At 73.7% G+C, this 16910-nt stretch carries 19 protein-coding genes; 14 read left to right on the forward strand and 5 right to left on the reverse strand.

Translation table 11 applies throughout. From position 1 onward, the window contains the following. Positions 1-4 precede the first annotated feature (4 nt). On the reverse strand, positions 5-1450 hold the full coding sequence (gene radA, locus MWU57_RS09310) for a DNA repair protein RadA (protein WP_243400808.1): 1446 nt from the start codon (positions 1448-1450) through the stop codon (positions 5-7). Between the two features lie 169 nt (positions 1451-1619). On the opposite strand from radA, the gene MWU57_RS09315 reads away from it, so the two are divergent. Genes MWU57_RS09315 through MWU57_RS09335 form a run of 5 tightly spaced genes read left to right on the forward strand, consistent with a single transcriptional unit; the run spans position 1620 to position 5184 of the window. Beyond that, positions 1620-2228 carry a hypothetical protein gene (locus tag MWU57_RS09315; protein WP_246908897.1) on the forward strand — a complete coding sequence of 203 codons (609 nt, stop codon included), beginning with the start codon at positions 1620-1622 and terminating at the stop codon, positions 2226-2228. An 11-nt stretch (positions 2229-2239) separates the two neighbouring features. Further along, complete coding sequence (gene proC / locus MWU57_RS09320) at positions 2240-3067, forward strand: pyrroline-5-carboxylate reductase (protein WP_246908898.1); 828 nt, start codon at positions 2240-2242, stop codon at positions 3065-3067. A gap of 11 nt (positions 3068-3078) precedes the next feature. After that, the gene (locus tag MWU57_RS09325) at positions 3079-3681 is read left to right on the forward strand and encodes a TetR/AcrR family transcriptional regulator (RefSeq protein WP_106264961.1); all 603 of its coding nucleotides are present in this window, start codon (positions 3079-3081) and stop codon (positions 3679-3681) included. Between the two features lie 40 nt (positions 3682-3721). After that, positions 3722-4471, forward strand: coding sequence for an ABC transporter ATP-binding protein (locus MWU57_RS09330; protein WP_106264962.1), 750 nt, complete (start codon positions 3722-3724; stop codon positions 4469-4471). Further along, a complete protein-coding gene (locus MWU57_RS09335; RefSeq protein ID WP_106264964.1) occupies positions 4468-5184 on the forward strand; it encodes an ABC transporter permease in 717 nt (238 codons plus the stop codon). The genes MWU57_RS09330 and MWU57_RS09335 overlap by 4 nt, the downstream gene beginning before the upstream one ends. Before the next feature lie 58 nt (positions 5185-5242). Here the strand turns inward: MWU57_RS09335 and MWU57_RS09340 are convergent, their stop codons facing one another. After that, positions 5243-5914 (reverse strand): TrkA family potassium uptake protein, encoded by a 672-nt coding sequence (locus MWU57_RS09340; RefSeq protein WP_106264966.1) that lies wholly within the window; start codon positions 5912-5914, stop codon positions 5243-5245. Between the two features lie 130 nt (positions 5915-6044). Further along, entirely contained in the window at positions 6045-7439 is a 1395-nt protein-coding gene (locus MWU57_RS09345; RefSeq protein ID WP_246908899.1) for a TrkH family potassium uptake protein, read from the reverse strand. A gap of 73 nt (positions 7440-7512) precedes the next feature. On the opposite strand from MWU57_RS09345, the gene MWU57_RS09350 reads away from it, so the two are divergent. Continuing rightward, positions 7513-8688 (forward strand): acetoin utilization protein AcuC, encoded by a 1176-nt coding sequence (locus MWU57_RS09350; RefSeq protein ID WP_246908900.1) that lies wholly within the window; start codon positions 7513-7515, stop codon positions 8686-8688. A 168-nt stretch (positions 8689-8856) separates the two neighbouring features. After that, on the forward strand, positions 8857-8955 hold the full coding sequence (locus MWU57_RS09355) for a 30S ribosomal protein bS22 (protein WP_003792170.1): 99 nt from the start codon (positions 8857-8859) through the stop codon (positions 8953-8955). 98 nt (positions 8956-9053) lie between these two features. Here the strand turns inward: MWU57_RS09355 and MWU57_RS09360 are convergent, their stop codons facing one another. After that, positions 9054-9869 (reverse strand): HAD family phosphatase, encoded by an 816-nt coding sequence (locus MWU57_RS09360; RefSeq protein WP_246908901.1) that lies wholly within the window; start codon positions 9867-9869, stop codon positions 9054-9056. 35 nt (positions 9870-9904) lie between these two features. On the opposite strand from MWU57_RS09360, the gene MWU57_RS09365 reads away from it, so the two are divergent. Beyond that, positions 9905-10195 (forward strand): glutaredoxin family protein, encoded by a 291-nt coding sequence (locus MWU57_RS09365; protein WP_243400810.1) that lies wholly within the window; start codon positions 9905-9907, stop codon positions 10193-10195. After that, on the forward strand, positions 10192-10872 hold the full coding sequence (locus tag MWU57_RS09370) for a redox-sensing transcriptional repressor Rex (RefSeq protein ID WP_106264971.1): 681 nt from the start codon (positions 10192-10194) through the stop codon (positions 10870-10872). The genes MWU57_RS09365 and MWU57_RS09370 overlap by 4 nt, the downstream gene beginning before the upstream one ends. A 163-nt stretch (positions 10873-11035) precedes the next feature. On the opposite strand, the gene MWU57_RS09375 is transcribed toward MWU57_RS09370, so the two are convergent. Further along, the gene (locus tag MWU57_RS09375) at positions 11036-11587 is read right to left on the reverse strand and encodes a YceI family protein (protein ID WP_106264973.1); all 552 of its coding nucleotides are present in this window, start codon (positions 11585-11587) and stop codon (positions 11036-11038) included. 224 nt (positions 11588-11811) lie between these two features. Between MWU57_RS09375 and MWU57_RS09380 the strand changes: the two genes are divergently transcribed. The 5 genes from MWU57_RS09380 to ccsB are packed head-to-tail and all read left to right on the forward strand — an operon-like array spanning position 11812 to position 16627. Then, positions 11812-12456 (forward strand): histidine phosphatase family protein, encoded by a 645-nt coding sequence (locus MWU57_RS09380; RefSeq protein ID WP_246908902.1) that lies wholly within the window; start codon positions 11812-11814, stop codon positions 12454-12456. After that, positions 12456-13064 carry a TlpA disulfide reductase family protein gene (locus MWU57_RS09385; RefSeq protein ID WP_246908903.1) on the forward strand — a complete coding sequence of 203 codons (609 nt, stop codon included), beginning with the start codon at positions 12456-12458 and terminating at the stop codon, positions 13062-13064. The genes MWU57_RS09380 and MWU57_RS09385 overlap by 1 nt, the downstream gene beginning before the upstream one ends. Before the next feature lies 1 nt (position 13065). Next, positions 13066-13872 carry a cytochrome c biogenesis CcdA family protein gene (locus MWU57_RS09390; protein ID WP_246908905.1) on the forward strand — a complete coding sequence of 269 codons (807 nt, stop codon included), beginning with the start codon at positions 13066-13068 and terminating at the stop codon, positions 13870-13872. Further along, positions 13872-15641 (forward strand): cytochrome c biogenesis protein ResB, encoded by a 1770-nt coding sequence (locus MWU57_RS09395; protein ID WP_246908907.1) that lies wholly within the window; start codon positions 13872-13874, stop codon positions 15639-15641. The genes MWU57_RS09390 and MWU57_RS09395 overlap by 1 nt, the downstream gene beginning before the upstream one ends. A gap of 2 nt (positions 15642-15643) precedes the next feature. Beyond that, the gene (ccsB, locus tag MWU57_RS09400) at positions 15644-16627 is read left to right on the forward strand and encodes a c-type cytochrome biogenesis protein CcsB (RefSeq protein WP_246908909.1); all 984 of its coding nucleotides are present in this window, start codon (positions 15644-15646) and stop codon (positions 16625-16627) included. Positions 16628-16910 lie beyond the last annotated feature (283 nt).

Raw genomic sequence — 16910 nt, forward strand, 5'->3', positions numbered from 1 at the left:
CATTCTACGACGGATGGTCCCCGCGGCGCGGGGCCGTCCGCGCCGCGTCCCCCTGGGCCGCGAGCTCCACGGCCTCGGCGATGTGCCGGGCCTCGGCCAGGCGGAGCCCGGCCGGCGCCTTGGCGGCCGTACCGGCGGGGACGACGGCCCGGGTGAACCCGAGGCGGGCGGCCTCGGTGAGGCGTCGCTCCAGCCCGGTGACGGGGCGGATGTCACCGGCGAGACCGACCTCGCCGAGCGCGACGGTGCCCGCGGGCAGCGCGTCGCCGGTCCGGGCCGAGACGATGGCCAGGGCGGTGGCCAGGTCGGCGGCGGGCTCGGTGACCCGGGCGCCGCCGATGGTGGAGGCGTACACGTCGGAGTCGGCCAGCCGCAGGCCGGCGTGCCGGTGCAGCACGGCGAGGATCATGGCGAGCCGCTGCGACTCCACGCCGCTGGTGGCGCGGCGCGGGTTGGCCAGCGGTGAGGGCGCCACGAGCGACTGGATCTCCAGCGCGAGCGGGCGCCGGCCTTCCAACGTCACCGTGACGCAGGTGCCGGGGACGCCCGCGCCCAGGTGGGACAGGAACAACCCGCTCGGGTCGCTCAGCCCCACGATCCCGGACTCCGAGAGGTCGAAGCAGCCGACCTCGTCCGTGGGGCCGAACCGGTTCTTCACCGCGCGCACCATCCGGAGCCGCGAGTGCCGGTCGCCCTCGAACTGGCACACCACGTCGACCAGGTGCTCCAGGGTGCGCGGCCCGGCGACGGTGCCGTCCTTCGTGACGTGGCCGACCAGGAGGACGGGCACCTGCCGTGCCTTCGCGGCGGCGATGAGGGCACCCGCGACCTCGCGCACCTGGCTGACGCCGCCCGGCGCCCCGTCGACCTCCGCGGAGGCGATCGTCTGCACCGAGTCGACGACCAGCAGCGCGGGGTCCGCCGCCTCCAGGTGCCCGAGCACCGTCGCGAGGTCCGTCTCCGCCGCCAGCAGCAGGGTGTCGGCCAGCGCGCCGATCCGCTCGGCGCGCAGCCGCACCTGACCGGCCGACTCCTCGCCCGTCACGTAGAGCACGGGACGTGCCACGCCGTCCGCGCCCCGGGCCGCGTTCGAGGCGACGGAGAGCAGCAGCGTCGACTTGCCCACACCAGGCTCCCCGGCGAGCAGCACGACCGCTCCCGGGACGAGCCCGCCGCCGAGGACCCGGTCCAGCTCCTCCACACCCGTCGGGGTGGCACGGGCCGCGTCGACGTCGATCTCCGCGATCGGCCGCGCGGCCGAGCGCACCGGGTTGACCGCCGTCGTGCGCGGACCCGCCGAGGCCGGGCCCTCCTCGGCGACCGTGCCCCACTCCTGGCACTCGCCGCAGCGACCGACCCACTTCGCGGTGGTCCATCCGCACGCGCTGCAGCGGAAGGCCGGACGGGAGGACTTCGAGGCGCGCGTGCGCGCAGAGGTCGTGGAGCTCACGGACGTCACGCTAGGCGCCGCTACCGACACCGGGCGGCACCAGGCCGTAGGCTGCTGCGCGACGCCGCCGTCGGCAGCGCCGGAGGTGGCGGGAGCAACCAGGAGGACGTCGATGGTCGACCAGAGGCCCGGGTACATGTCCCCGGGATTCCGGACCCCGGGGGACAAGGTGCATCAGAGGAGCTCGCGGGCCGCCGCCGTCCGCCGCCGCAAGATCGGACTGGTCGTCGCGCTGGTGGTGATCGCCGCCGTCGCCGTCGTGACCGCGTTCGTGTGGCCCGGGTTCGCCCGCCAGGAGGCGGAGCCGCTGCCGGACGTCACCGTCACGGCCGCCCCGCCCACCCCGACGGCCGAGCCCGCCGACCTGCCCGAGGACGCCACCGAGCTCCTGTCCTCCATGCCGGGCTCCGTGCTGCAGCTCGTGCGTCTCGAGGCCGCCGAGGACACCGGGTTCGAGGAGGACACGGAGGCGGTCGAGGCGTGGGGCCTCACCTACGGCGACGGGTCCGACGGCGGCGCGGAGGTCGCGCTCCGGGTCGGGCAGTGGGCCGACGCCGACGCCGCCGGCGAGGTGCACGGTGCGCTCCTGGAGGCCGCGGGAGACACCACCGCCGAGGGCGACGTGACGGTCGGCGGCGAGGTCGTGGGCACGTACGCCGTGACCCCCGGCGAGCAGCCCGGCACGTCCGTCGTCACCTGGCGCAACGACACGGTCGTCCTCCAGGCGCGCGGCCCGGAGCAGCTCGTCCAGGACTTCTACCAGGCCTTCCCGCTGTGACAGGAGAGCAGATGACCACGCAGATCACCGGAACCAGGGTCGCGTTCCTCGGTACCGGCACCATGGCCGAGGCCGTCCTCGCGGGAGCCCTCGGCTCCGGGCTCGCGCCGTCCGACGTCGTCGCCACCGTCCGGCGGCCCGAGCGCGGCGCCGAGCTCGCCGAGCGGTACGGGGTGACCACGACGGCGGACAACGCCGAGGCGGTCGCCGGTGCGCGCGTCGTCGTGGTCGGCGTCAAGCCGAAGGACGTCGCCGCGATGCTCGACACGGTGGCGGGTGCCCTGGAGCCGGACGCCGTCGTCGTGAGCGTCGCCGTCGGGCTGCCGCTGTCGCTCTACGCGCGCCACCTGCCCGCGGGGCAGCCGGTGGTGCGGACCATGCCGAACACGCCCGCGCAGGTGGGTGCCGGGGTGACCGCCGTCGTCGCGGGCCCGACGACGGCGGAGGCGGACGTCGCGCTCGTCGAGGCGCTGCTCGCCGGCACCGGTGAGACCGTGCGGATCGCCGAGAAGGAGATCGACGCGTTCGGGGCGCTCGCCGGGTCGGGGCCCGCGTACGTGTTCTACGTCGTCGACGCGATGGCCGAGGCCGGGGTGCTCATGGGCCTGCCGCGTGACGTCGCGCGGCGGCTGGCCGTGCAGACCGTGCTCGGCTCCGGCCGGCTCCTCGCCGAGACGGGTGAGCACCCGGCGATCCTGCGCGAGAAGGTCTCCTCGCCCGGCGGCACCACCGTCCAGGCGCTCAAGCGGCTGGACGACGGCGGGGTGCGGTCCGCGTTCCTCAACGCCCTGGAGGCGGCGCGCGACCGGTCCCGCGAGCTGGCCGCCGAGCTCGGCTGAGGCGGGTCCCCGTGACCGATGACGACGCCCCCCGGCGCGGGCGGCGCCCGGCCGGTCAGGAGACCCGTGCCCAGGTGCTCGACGCGGCCCGGGCGGAGTTCCTCGAGCGCGGCTACGACGCGGTCTCGGTGCGGGGGGTCGCGCGGCGGGCGGGCGTGGACCCGGGCACGGTGCGGCACTGGTTCGCCGGCAAGCGGGAGCTGCTGACGGCCACGCTGGGCATCGCGCCCGTCGACCCGGCCGCGATGGTCCACCAGGTGCTGGCCGGACCGGTCGAGGGGCTGGGGGAGCGGCTGGTCCGGGGCGTGCTGGGGCTCTGGGACGGCGACGAGGGCGCGACGGTGCGGCTCGTGCTGCCGGCCGTGATGGCCGACCCGGGGCTGCGCGGACTGCTGCCGGGCTTCCTGGGGGCGGAGGTCCTGGGCCCCATCGTCGAACGGCTCGGGGTGGCGGACGCCCGCCGGCGCAGCTCCCTGGTCGCCTCCCAGGTCGCCGGCCTGCTCCTCACGCGCTACCTGGTGCCGATCGACCCGCTCGCGTCGATGCCGGCGGACGAGGTCGCGCGCCTGGTCGGGCCGAACGTGCAGCGCTACCTCGCCGGGGATCTGGCCTGACCTCTTGCGCCGGCGGGCCGGCAGGAGCAGAATTCACCACATGGAGAAAAACTGGACCGGGCCGGCGCTGCGGACGCGCGGGCTGGTCGTGGAGCGCGGCGGGCGCACGGTCGTCGACGGCCTCGACCTGGAGGTCCCCGCCGGGCAGGTGATCGGCCTCCTCGGCCCCTCCGGCTCCGGCAAGACCACGCTCATGCGTGCCCTCGTCGGCGTCCAGGACCACGTCGCGGGCGAGGTGACCGTGCTCGGCGAGCCCGCCGGGACCGCGGCGCTGCGACGGCGCGTCGGGTACGTGACGCAGGCCGCGTCCGTCTACACCGACCTCACCGTCGCCCAGAACCTGCGGTACTTCGCGCGGCTGTCCGGGCTGCCGCCGTCGGACGCCGAGGCCGCCGTCGCGGGGGCCGTCGCCACCGTGGACCTGGGCGGGCACGAGAGGCAGGTCGTCGGGACGCTGTCCGGCGGGGAGCGGTCCCGCGTGTCCCTCGCCGCCGCGCTGGTGGGCGACCCCGACGTGCTCGTCCTCGACGAGCCGACCGTCGGCCTCGACCCCGTGCTGCGCCGCGACCTGTGGGCCACGTTCCGCACGCTCGCCGCCGAGGGTCGCACCCTGCTGGTCTCCAGCCACGTCATGGACGAGGCCACGCAGTGCGACCGCCTGCTGCTCCTGCGCGACGGCGCGCTCGTCGCCGACACCACGCCGGACGAGCTGCTCGCCACCACGGGGGCACCGGACGCCGAGCGCGCGTTCCTCGTGCTCATCGACCGTGCGACCCAGGAGGCCCGATGATGCTCACCACCGCCGGGCGCGTGCTCGGTCAGCTGCGCGGCGACCGCCGCACCGTCGCGCTGATCCTCGTGCTGCCGTGCCTCCTGCTCGGGCTGATCGCCTGGATGTTCGAGGGCACGCCCGTGCTCGACCAGTTCGGGCCGCTGCTCGTCGGGATCTTCCCCCTCATCGTCATGTTCCTGGTCACGAGCGTCGCCACGCTGCGCGAACGGCAGTCCGGCACGCTGGAACGGCTCATGACCACGCCGGTGCGCAAGGGCGACCTCGTCGGCGGCTACGCGCTGGCGTTCGGCGGCCTCGCGCTCCTGCAGGCGCTCGTCGTGGTCGGCTTCGCGCTGCTCGTCGGGATGGACGTCGCCGGACCGCTCTGGCTGGTCGTGGTGGTCGCGCTGCTCAACGCGGTCCTGGGATGCTGCCTCGGCCTCGCCGCGTCCGCGCTCGCCCGCACCGAGTTCCAGGCCGTGCAGCTGATGCCCGCGACCATCTTCCCGCAGCTCATCGTGTGCGGGCTGCTCATGCCGCGCGACGAGATGCCCGAGGTGCTCGAGTGGATCTCGCGAGCCTTCCCGCTGACCTATGCGGTCGACGCCATGCAGCAGATCGCCGTGGGCGCCGAGTGGGCGGACGTCGCCGGGTCGGTCGGGGTGACGGCCGCCTTCATCGTGGGCGCCGTCGTGCTGGGCATCGTCACGCTGCGCCGTCGGACGCCGTGAGCCTCCCGCGCGGCGCCGCGGCGGGCGGGCCGCCGCGGCGCCGCACGGGCCGACGGCGTCAGGACCGCGCGGAGAACCGTTCCAGCAGGTCCGCGTGCCCGGAGCAGACCAGCAGGTCGTTGGCGCTGACGCGCGTCTCCGGGGTCGCGTAGGTGAAGTCGATGCCCGGGGACTTCACGCCGATGACCGTGACGCCGTACTTCTTGCGGATGTCCGACTGCGCCAGGGTGAACCCCTGCATCTCGCGCGGGGGTCGCATCTTGACGATCGTGAACCCGTCCTCGACCTCGATGTAGTCGAGCATCTTGCCGCTCACCAGGTGCGCCACGCGCGAGCCCGCGTCCGACTCCGGGAAGACGACGTGGTGCGCGCCGATGCGCGTCAGGATGCGGCCGTGCTCCGCCGACACCGCCTTGGCCCAGATCTGCGGCGTGCCGAGGTCCACGAGGTTGCCCGTGATGAGCACGGACGCCTCCAGCTGGGTCCCCACGCCCACCACCACGACGCCGAAGTCCCGTGCGCCGAGCTGCTCGAGGGCCTCCGGGTTGGAGGCGTCCGCCTCCACGACCGGGAGCCGCCCGGACCACTGGGCCACCAGGCGGTCGTCGCTCTCCACCGCCAGGACGTCCTGGCCGAGCCGGTCGAGCGTCGTCGCGATGGACGAGCCGAACCGGCCGAGCCCGATGACGAGCACGCCGGCATCTCGCTCCGATGCCTTCTTGTCTGCCACGGTTTCCTCTCTCGTTCCCGTCACCCGGTCGCCCCGACCGGTCTCACCCGATCCTGCTGTCGGGTGAGCCTGCGGCTCCGCTGCGGGCGGTGCCTCGTGCCTCGGACCCACCCTCCGCTGCACCTCCGTCTCACCCGATCACGGGGCGCTCCTCGGGGAAGCGTACGACGCGCCGTCGGTCCCGCAGGGCGATCGCGCCGAGCACGGAGATCGTCCCCACACGACCGAGGTACATGAGCGCGCACAGGACGTACTTCCCGGCGTCGGGCAGGTCGCCGGTGATCCCGGTGGACAGGCCCACGGTGGCGAACGCCGAGATCACCTCGAACAGCACCTCCGACAGCGAGAAGTCCGTGATGCGCAGCAGCGCGATGCAGGCGCCCAGCACCATCGTGGCGCCGATGAACACCACGGCGATGGACAGCCGGAGCGTGTCGCGCGGGATGCGTCGGCCGAAGACGTCGATGTCCCGGTCGCCGCGGGCCTCGGCGAGGATCGCCAGGAGCATGACGGCCAGGGTGGTCACCTTGATGCCGCCGGCCGTCGACGCCGACCCGCCGCCCACGAACATCAGGGCGTCGGTGACCAGCCACGTCTCCGGGTTCATCGCGCCGGTGTCGACCGTGCTGAAGCCGCCGGAGCGCGGCATGATCGAGGCGAACGACGCGGACAGCAGCTTGGTCGCCAGGTCCTGGCCGCCGAGGGTGCGGGGGTTGGCCCACTCCATCGCCCCGATGATCACGAACCCCGCCGCGAACAGGGCGACGCTCGTGGTCACGGTGAGCTTCGTGTGCAGCGTCAGGTGGCGGTACCAGCGCCGGCCGTACCGGCGGGCCTGCAGGACGTTCGCCATGACCGGGAAGCCCAGCGCCCCGACGAAGACGCCCAGCCCGATCGGCACGACGACGAGCCAGTCGGACGCGTACACCGAGAGACCCTCGGTGGTCGGGACGAAGCCCGCGTTGTTGAACGCCGAGATGCCGTAGAAGACCGCGTTCCACAGCGCGGTGCCGAAGCTCTCGCCCAGCGCGAGGAACCGGGGGAGCAGGACCAGGGCGACCGTCGCCTCGATCGTCACCGACACCACGATGATGAGCCGGATGAGGTAGCCGACCTCGCCCAGGCTGCTGGTGCGCACCTTCGCCTCGGACGCCGTGAGCAGCTTCTGGGTCAGCCCGATGCGGCGCGAGACCGCCATGCCGAGCAGCGAGGCGAGCGTCATGACGCCGAGCCCGCCGATCTTGATGCCGACGAGGATCACCGCGTGGCCGTAGTCGGACCAGTAGCTGCCGGTGTCGACGACGACCAGCCCGGTGACGCAGACGGCGGACACCGCGGTGAACAGCGCGTCGACGAACCGCGCGCCGTCACCGGACGCCGTGGCCCACGGGGGCAGCAGCAGGATGGTGAAGAGCGCGATGACGGCACCGAACACGGTCATCGCGAGGCGCGCCGGGTACTCCCGCGCGGTGCGGTCCACCCACTCGCGCACCGTCGCACCGCGATCGCGCCACCTCGTCGCCACCGACCGGATCCTCCGTCGTCTCAACCGCCAGTCGTCGGGCCCAGCCTGCCACGGGTTCCGCTACGGTGACGGGATGTCCGTCGCCCGGCTGCTGTGGAGCCCCGAGCTCCTGACCTACGACTTCGGGCCCGGGCACCCGATGGCGCCCGCCCGGCTCGACCTCACCTTCCGGCTCGCCGACGCGTTCGGTCTGTTCGACGAACCCTCCCTCGAGGTCGTGCGCATCCCGCCGAGCACCGACGACCTCGTGCGCACGGTGCACGACGGCGACTACGTGGCGGCGGTCCGGCGTGCGGACCGCACGGGCGAGCCCGACCTGGTGCGCGGGCTCGGCACCGAGGACAACCCGGTCTTCGCCGGTATGCACGAGGCGGCCTCGCGACTCGTCAGCGCGTCGGTCGCCGCCGCCGAGGCGACGTGGACGGGTGCGGCGGAGCACGCCGTCAACATCGCGGGCGGGATGCACCACGCACGGCGCGCGGGCGCCTCCGGCTTCTGCCTCTACAACGACGCCGCGGCCGCGGTGCAGCGGTTGCTCGACCTGGGCGCCCGGCGGGTCGCCTACGTCGACCTGGACGCCCATCACGGCGACGGCGTCGAGTCGATCTTCTGGGACGACCCGCGTGTCCTGACGGTCTCCGTGCACCAGGACGGTCGCTCCCTCTTCCCGGGCACGGGCAACCCCGCGGACACCGGAGGCACGGCGGCCGACTGCACCGCGGTGAACGTCGCCCTGCCGCCCCGCACCGACTCGGCGCGCTGGCTGCGTGCCGTCGACGCCGTCCTGCCGCTCGTGCTGCGGGAGTTCCGGCCGGACGCGATCGTGTCCCAGCACGGCACCGACGCCCACGGCAACGACCCGATGGCGGACCTGAACGTGGGGATCGACGCGCAGCTGACGGCGGCGTCGTGGGTGCACGACCTCGCCCACGAGCTCTGCGAGGGGCGGTGGGTCGCACTCGGCGGCGGAGGGTACGCCGTCGTCGACGTGGTGCCGCTGGTGTGGACCGCGCTGGTGGCCCAGGCCGCCCACGTGCCGCTCGCCCCGGCGACCCCGCTGCCCGAGGTCTGGCGCACGGCGGCGGAAGAGATGTCAGGGCTGACCCCCGCGAGGGCGCTCGGCAAGGCCCCGGTGGTCTGGCGGCCGTGGAGCGAGGGGTACGACCCGTCCGACGCCGTGGACCGCGCCGTCCTGGCGACCCGCCGGCACGTCTTCCCCGGGCTGGGCCTGGACCCGTTCCTCGACTGAGCCGCCCGTGCGGCCACGGCAGCGATTCGGGGCACGCGTCCGTGTCGGGTACTCTGGGAGACGGACTTTTTCGCGTTGGTCGGCAGTGCTTGGTCCCGGGAGTCTTCCAGGGAACAGGATCGTCGGGACCAACCGGCCTCCACCACCGATCAGCATTGTGAGGACCTCATGGGCTCCGTCATCAAGAAGCGCCGCAAGCGTATGGCGAAGAAGAAGCACCGCAAGCTGCTTCGCAAGACGCGTCACCAGCGTCGCAACAAGAAGTGACGCTCGGCCCGTCTGACGACGGGCCGCACGCACCGAGCCCGGACCTCGCCCGAGGTGCCGGGCTCCTTGCGTCCTGCGGGCGGACTCGGCGGGCCGGTTCAGTACCGCCGGAGCCGCTTGCGCACGCTGCGCTGGGCGGCGCGCAGCACGAGGCCGAGCACCCAGGCCGCACCCGCCCACGACGCCGTGCGCACGCCGCGTCCGGCCGCGCGCTGACCCCGGCCCCGGAACTCACGGATCGGCCAGCCGACCTCCTTCGCGTGCCGGCGTAGCCGCGCGTCGGGGTTGATGGGGCAGGGGTGGCCCACCGACCGCATCATCGGCAGGTCGTTGAGCGAGTCGCCGTACGCGTAGGAGGACTCCAGGTCGAGTCCTTCGCGCTCGGCGAGCTCCCGCACGGCCGCCCCCTTGGCCTCGCCGTGCATGAGGTCGCCCACCAGCGCGCCGGTGTAGTAGCCGTCGGCGTGCTCGGCGATCGTGCCCAGGCAGCCCGTCGCCCCGAGCCGGCGCGCGATGAGTCCGCCGATCTCCACGGGCGTCGCCGTGACCAGCCAGACCTCGTCGCCTGCCGCCAGGTGCTCGTCCAGGAGTCGCTTGGTCCCGGGAAAGATGCGCAGCTCCAGGACCGTGTCGTACACCTCCTCGCCCACGGCGGTGATCTCCGCGACGGACCGTCCGGCGATGAGGGACAGCGCCCGCGACCGGACCGTCTCGATCTGGGACCGCGACTCGCCGAACACCAGATACTTCGCCTGGATCCAGGCGAAGCGCAGCAGGTCGGAGGTGCCGAAGAACTTCCGCTGGTACAAGGCCCTGGCCAGGTGGAACGCGCTGGCGCCGCGGATGATCGTGTTGTCGACGTCGAAGAACGCTGCCGCCGTCGGTCCGGCCGGGGGTGCAGCATGAGACGACATGCCGCCCACTGTAGTAGCGCCGATACGCTGTGCTCGTGAGCAGGCCTGCGATCCGACCAGACGCGACGTCCAGGGTCGTCGTGTACAGCAGGGCGGACTGCCACCTGTGCGACGAGGCACGGGCGGTGGTCGCCGCGGTGTGCGCGGAGGCGGGGGAGACCTGGCAGGAGATCGACATCGATGCCGAGCCCGCTCTGGTGGAGCGGTACGGCGAGTACGTGCCCGTCGTCGAGGTGGACGGCGTGCAGCAGGGGTTCTGGCGGGTGGACGCGGCACGGTTGGCGCGTCGGCTCGCACGGCCCCCGGGAGGGAAGAAGAAGACGTGATCGAGATCGGTGAGGTGACGGTGCCCGCGGCGACGGTGGCGCGGCTTCCGTTCTACCTGCGTGCACTGCGCGACCTGACGCGCGAGGGTGTGGCGACGACGTCGTCGTCCGACCTGGCGGAACGGTCCGGCGTCGGCTCCGCGCAGCTCCGCAAGGACCTGTCCTACCTGGGGTCGTTCGGCACCCGGGGCGTGGGGTACGAGGTCGAGTCCCTGTCGTCGTACATCGCCGCCGCGCTGGGCCTCGGCTCGGAGCACCGGCTGGCGATCGTGGGCGTCGGGAACCTGGGCCACGCGCTGGCCAACTACTCGGGCTACGCGGCGCGCGGGTTCCAGGTGGTGGCGCTGCTCGACGCCGACCCCGCCGTCGTCGGCGGCCGGGCGGCCGGGATCGAGGTCGAGCACGTCGACCACCTGGAGCGGATCATCGTGGAGCGGCACGTCTCGATGGTGGTGCTGGCGACGCCCGGACCGCCCGCCCAGGGGATCGCCGAACGGGTCGTGTCGGCGGGCGTGCGCGAGATCCTGTCGTTCGCCCCGGTGGCGCTGCACCTGCCCGACGACGTGGTGGTGCGCAGCGTGGACGTGGCGGGGGAGCTGCAGATCCTGGCGTTCCACGCGGCGGCGCGCCACGCCAACGGCGTCGCGGCACCCGGCGCGGACGTCCCGGCGTCCTGACCCGGCCGCAGGGCCCTATCGCGCACGCCCAGGTAGTGCCGCGCACGCCGAGGTAGTAGCGGCAAGCGCGAGGTAGCAGCGCTCGGGCCGCGGTCGGGGGGACGACGGCGCCCCGACGCCGGGCGCACGGCCTGGCGTCGGGGCGCACCGCCCTATGGCGGGATCAGTTCTGCGAGATCGCCGACACGTCGAGCGCGATCTTCACCTTGTCGCCCACGAGGAAGCCGCCGGTCTCCAGCGTGGCGTTCCAGGTGAGGTCGAAGTCCCGGCGGGAGATCTCGAGCTCGGACTCGAAGCCGGCGCGGTCGTTGCCGAACGGGTCCTTGGCGGTGCCGGCGAACTCGGTGGGCAGGTCGACGGTCTTGGTCACACCGTTGATGGTCAGGTCACCGGTGATCACGTAGGCGTCGCCGTCCACGGAGATGTTCTTCGACGCGAAGGACCAGACGGGCTTCTCCTCGGCGTGCCAGAAGTCGGCGCTCTTGAGGTGGCCGTCGCGGTTCTCGTCGCCGGTGTTCACCGACGCGGCGTCGAGCTCGGCGGACACCGAGGTGGAGTCGAGGTCGTCGCCCACGGTGATGGTGCCCGTGGTGATGCCGATGGTGCCGCGGACCTTCGAGATGCCCGCGTGGCGGACGGTGAAGGACGCGGTGGAGTGCGCGGCGTCGATGACGTAGGTGCCGGTGGTCAGGCCCGTGGGCAGCGGCGTAGCCATGGAAGTGCTCCTCGTGTTGGCGGTTCCGAACGTGGTGCGGACGCAGGAGGCGGGACCGCCGTCGGCGATCCTGACTCCATCGGAATGCATGAACCGGGGTGGTGCGCGGACTATTCCCCGGCCCCGCGGCACGCGTCGACCGGCGGCGTGAGGCTGGTCACGGCATGGCTGTGGCGCTGCTGGGGAGCACCTGAGGACGCTCCCGATCTGGGACACTGGGGGCCATGGCCACCACCACCGTCCATCTCCTGCGGCACGGCGAGGTCCACAACCCCGACGGCATCCTGTACGGACGCCTCGCCGGGTACCGCCTGTCCGCGCTCGGCCAGCGGATGGCCCGGCGCGTCGCCGACCACCTGTCCCAGGGCGACCGGGACGTCGTCGCCGTCGTCGCGAGCCCGCTGCAGCGCGCCCAGGAGACGGCCGCGCCCGTGGCCACCGCGTTCGGCCTCGAGCTCGCCACCGACGACCGGCTCATCGAGGCCGGCAACAGCTTCGAGGGCACCTCGATCGGCAAGCACCCCGGCCAGCTCGCGCACCCGCGGTACTGGACCCGGCTGTGGAACCCGCTGCGGCCGTCGTGGGGGGAGAGCTACGCCGACCAGGTCGTCCGGATGCGTGCCGCCGTCGACGACGCGCGCCGCGCCCACCTCGGCCACGAGGTCGTGCTCGTCAGCCACCAGCTGCCCGTCTGGGCGACCCGGCGGTCGTTCGAGGGACGCACCCTGGCGCACGACCCGCGCCGGCGCGAGTGCGCCCTCGCGTCCCTGACCTCCCTGACCTTCGACGACGACCGGTTCGTCTCGCTGCACTACACCGAGCCCGCCGGCGCCCTGCTGGCCGGTGCCGACCCGGTGCCGGGCGCCTGATGGCACGCCGTCCCGCCACCCGCCCCGCACGCCGGGCAGCCGTCACCGCCGCCCTGGTCGCCACGGCCGGGCTGCTCGCCGGCTGCGGCGCGGCCGACTCCGGCGCGAGCGACGTCGTCGGCCAGGGCTTCGTCTCCGGCGACGGCTCCGTGCAGCAGTGGGAGCCGGGCGAGCGCGGCGACGCCGTCGTGGTCGAGGGCACGTCCTTCGAGGGCGACGAGGTCTCCACCGCCGACTGGAGCGGCGACGTCGTCGTGCTCAACACCTGGTACGCGGGCTGCGCCCCCTGCCGCGCCGAGGCCCCCGACCTCGTGGCGCTCGCGAACGACCGTGCGGACGACGGCGTGCACCTGCTCGGCATCAACACCGAGGACGACGCCGGCACCGCCCTGGCGTTCCAGCGCACCTTCGAGGTGCCGTACCCGTCGATCGAGGACCGCAGCGGTCAGGTCGTGGCCGGGCTCTCCGGCGTCGTGCCGCTGCAGGCCGTGCCGTCCACCGTGGTGCTCGACGGCGAGGGCAGGGTGGCCGCGCGGGTCGTCGGCCAGGTCGCGGGCTCCACGCTGGAGGGCATCGTCGACGACGTGCTCGCGGACGGGAGCGCCTGAGGTGGGTGAGGCCTTCGCCACCACGGCCGTGAGCGGCTCGCTGCTGCTCGCGGTCCTGGTCGCGCTGCTCGCCGGCCTGGTGTCGTTCGCCTCGCCGTGCGTCCTGCCGCTCGTGCCCGGCTACGTGGGCTACGTCGGCGGCCTGGCCGCGGCCCACGCGGGCCCGGCCGGCACGGCGCCCGGGGGCACGGCGTCCGGGACGACGACGGCGGCGCCGGCGCGCGCACCCGGCCGCGGCCGCGTCGTGGCCGGGGTGGCCCTGTTCGTGCTGGGGTTCACGGTGGTGTTCGTGGCCCTCATGGCGGCCGCCGGGGCCGTGGGCTCGTACCTGGTGCGGTACGAGGACGTGCTCGTCCGGGTGCTGGGCCTCGTCGTGATCCTCATGGGCGTGGCGTTCCTGGGCGGCATCGGGTTCCTGCAGCGCGAGCGCCGGCTGCACGTCAGCCCGCGGGCCGGCCTGTGGGGTGCGCCGCTGCTGGGCGTCGTCTTCGGTCTCGGCTGGACCCCGTGCCTCGGCCCGACGCTGGCCGCGGTGCAGTCCCTCGCGCTCAACGAGGCGTCCGCGGGCCGCGGGGTCGTGCTCGGCATCGCGTACTGCGTCGGGCTCGGCGTGCCGTTCCTGCTGGTGGCCCTGGGGCTGCAGTCCTCCGAGCGCATGCTCGGGTTCCTGCGCCGGCACCGGCTGGCGATCATGCGGTGCGGCGGAGGCCTGCTGGTCCTCATCGGCCTCGCGATGGTCACGGGCGTGTGGGGCACGCTGACCAGCACCCTGCAGAGCTGGATCAGCGGATACACGACGGTGGTGTGATGAGCGAACGGACCTACCGTCCCGAGGGCATCGCGGACGAGTTCACCCAGGGCACGCGCGGCGGCGAGAGCGAGGCCGGCGCGGCGCCGTCGGGCACGCCCAGGGCGCCCCGGATCGGCTGGCGCGGCATGCTGCGCTGGGTCTGGCGCCAGCTCACCAGCATGCGGGTCGCGCTGATGCTGCTCATGCTGCTCGCCGTCGCGGCCGTACCGGGGTCGATCCTGCCCCAGCGCAGCCAGGACCCCGCCGCGGTGGTGGAGTACCTCGGCGAGCACCCGACCACGGGGGAGTGGCTCGACCGGTTCGGGTTCTTCGAGGTCTACTCCTCGCCCTGGTTCTCCGCGATCTACCTGCTGCTGTTCGTCTCGCTGGTGGGCTGCATCGTGCCGCGCACCGTGGCGCACGCGCGGGCGGTCCGGCACCGGCCGCCGCGCACGCCGGCCCGGTTCGCACGCTTCCCCGCCCGGGCGACCGGGACCACGTCGGCCACGCCCCAGGAGGTGACCGACGCCGTCGCCGCGCACCTGCGGGGCCGGCGGCGGTGGCTGCCCACGTTCCGCGTCGACACCGGCACCGAGGAGGCGCGCGAGGCGCGGGGCAAGCTCCCCGCCCGACCGGCCGCCGTCACCGTCGCGGCCGAGCGCGGCTACCTGCGCGAGACCGGCAACCTGCTGTTCCACCTGGCGCTGCTCGGGCTCGTCGTCGCGGTCGGCGTCGGGCAGATGCTGCACTACCGCGGCCAGGCGATCATCACCGAGGGCCGGGGGTTCGCCAACGCGGTCGTGGACTACGACACGTTCGAGAGCGGGGCCTGGTTCCAGCCGGAGTCGCTGGTGCCGTTCTCGATGACGCTGGACTCGTTCACCTCCGAGTTCGCGACCGACACCGTCGCGTTCGCCCAGTCCCGCGACTTCACGGCGGCCGTGACGGTGACCGAGCCGGACGGCTCGACCTCCGCCGAGACCATCAAGGTCAACCACCCGCTCGTGATCGACGGGTCCAAGGTCTACCTGCAGGGCAACGGGTACGCGCCGGACATCACGGTGCGCGACGCCGAGGGGGAGGTCGCGTTCTCCGGTCGCGTGCCGTTCCTGCCGGAGGACCAGGTGTACACCTCACGGGGCGTGGTGAAGGTGCCCGACGTCTCCCCGGGGCTCGACCAGGTGGGCCTCATCGGGTACTTCCTGCCCACGGCCGTCATCGAGGCGGACGGGTCGGCCCGGTCGGTGTTCCCCCTGCCGGAGGACCCGCTGCTGATCCTCGAGGTGTACCGCGGGGACCTGGGCCTGGACGACGGCGTGCCCCAGAACGTGTACCGGCTCGACACGGCGAACCTCACGCCGTCGGTGGACGACGACGGCGAGCGCGTCCAGCTCCTGCTCGAGCCGGGCGACACCGTCGAGCTGCCCGACGGGCTGGGGACCGTGTCCCTCGGCGAGGACGTGCCGAGGTTCGTCGCGCTCGACCTGCGGCACGACCCGTCGCTCGGCTGGGTGCTGGCGTTCGCGCTCACGGCCCTCGTCGGCCTGACCGGTTCGCTGTTCCTGCCGCGCCGCCGCGTCTGGGTGCGATCATGGACGCACGACGGCGTCACCCACGTCGAGGTCGCGGGCCTCGCCCGCGGTGACGACCTGGGGCTGCAGCCCGAGGTGGACCGGACGCTGGCGGCCGTCCCCGACCTGACCGCCGGGCCCGCTGATCCCGGCTCCGGCTCTGACCCCGGTGCCGGCTCCGGTGCCGCACCGACGCACGACCCCGAGAGAGGCTGACCATGGAGATCGCCGAGCTGAGCGACCTGCTCGTCTGGGCTGCCGCGACCGCGCTGACGGTCGCGATGATCGCGTTCGCCGTCGACCTGGGCCGGCGCACCGACGAGCGCGTCGGCGCCCGCGCCACGGCGGACGTCCCGGCCACCGTGGGTACCGGGTCGGACGACCCGCGGGTGCCGGCGAGCGGGACCGACGGGCCCGGGCCGCACGGCGGGCCGGAGCCGCGCCGTCGGGCCGCCGGCATCGCGATGTCCACGACGTGGCTCGGCACGGCGATGCTGCTGCTGGCGATCGTCATGCGCGGCGTGGCCGCCGGTCGCACGCCGTGGGCCAACATGTACGAGTTCACGATGGTCGGCTCGTTCATCGCCCTCGTGGTGTTCCTCCTGCTCAACCTGCGCCGCGACGCGCGGTTCCTCGGCGCGTTCGTCACCGGGCTGGTCATCCTGTTCCTCGTGGTGGGGCTGAACTCCTTCCACGTCGCGGCGACCGGCGTGCAGCCCGCCCTGCAGAACTACTGGCTGGTGCTGCACGTCGGGGTGGCGATCGGCGCGACGGGCATCTTCACGGTCTCGTTCGTGATGTCGGCGCTGCAGCTCCTGCGCGACTCCCGCGACGCCGGATCGCCGTTCCTGACGCGTCCGGGCTTCCGCTGGCTGGACCGCACCCCGGAGCCGACGACCCTGGAGTCGATGTCGTTCCGCCTCAACGCGATCGGCTTCGTGGCGTGGACCTTCACCGTCATCGGGGGAGCGATCTGGGCGGAGGACGCCTGGGGCCGCTACTGGGGCTGGGACCCCAAGGAGGTCTGGAGCTTCGTCATCTGGGTCGTGTACGCGGCCTACCTGCACGCCCGCACCACGCGCGGCTGGTCGGGGCGCCGGGCCGCCTGGTTCGTCGTCGTCGGCTACGCCTGCGTGCTGTTCAACTTCACCGGCGTGAACCTCATCTTCAACGGCAAGCACTCCTACTCGGGCATCAGCTGACGCCGAGGTAGTGGCGCTCGCCCCGAGGTAGTGGCGCCCCCGCCGAGGTAGCGCCCCACCCGCCGAGGTAGTAGCGCGCTCGCCGAGGTAGGGCGACGTTCGGCGAGGTAGTGGGCCAGGCGCCGAGGTAGTACCGAACGCGCCGCGGTAGTGGCGCTCGCCCCGAGGTAGCAGCGATCGCCCCGAGGTAGTGCCCGACGGCGTGAGGTAGCGCCGGGCGGGAACGTCGAAGCCGGGTGTCGGGTCCCGTGCACGGTCGTCAGTCCCGAAGTGGAGGGCGCCC

It is taken from the genome of Isoptericola sp. S6320L (genome assembly GCF_023015685.1).
Taxonomy (GTDB): Bacteria; Actinomycetota; Actinomycetes; order Actinomycetales; family Cellulomonadaceae; genus Isoptericola; species Isoptericola halotolerans_A.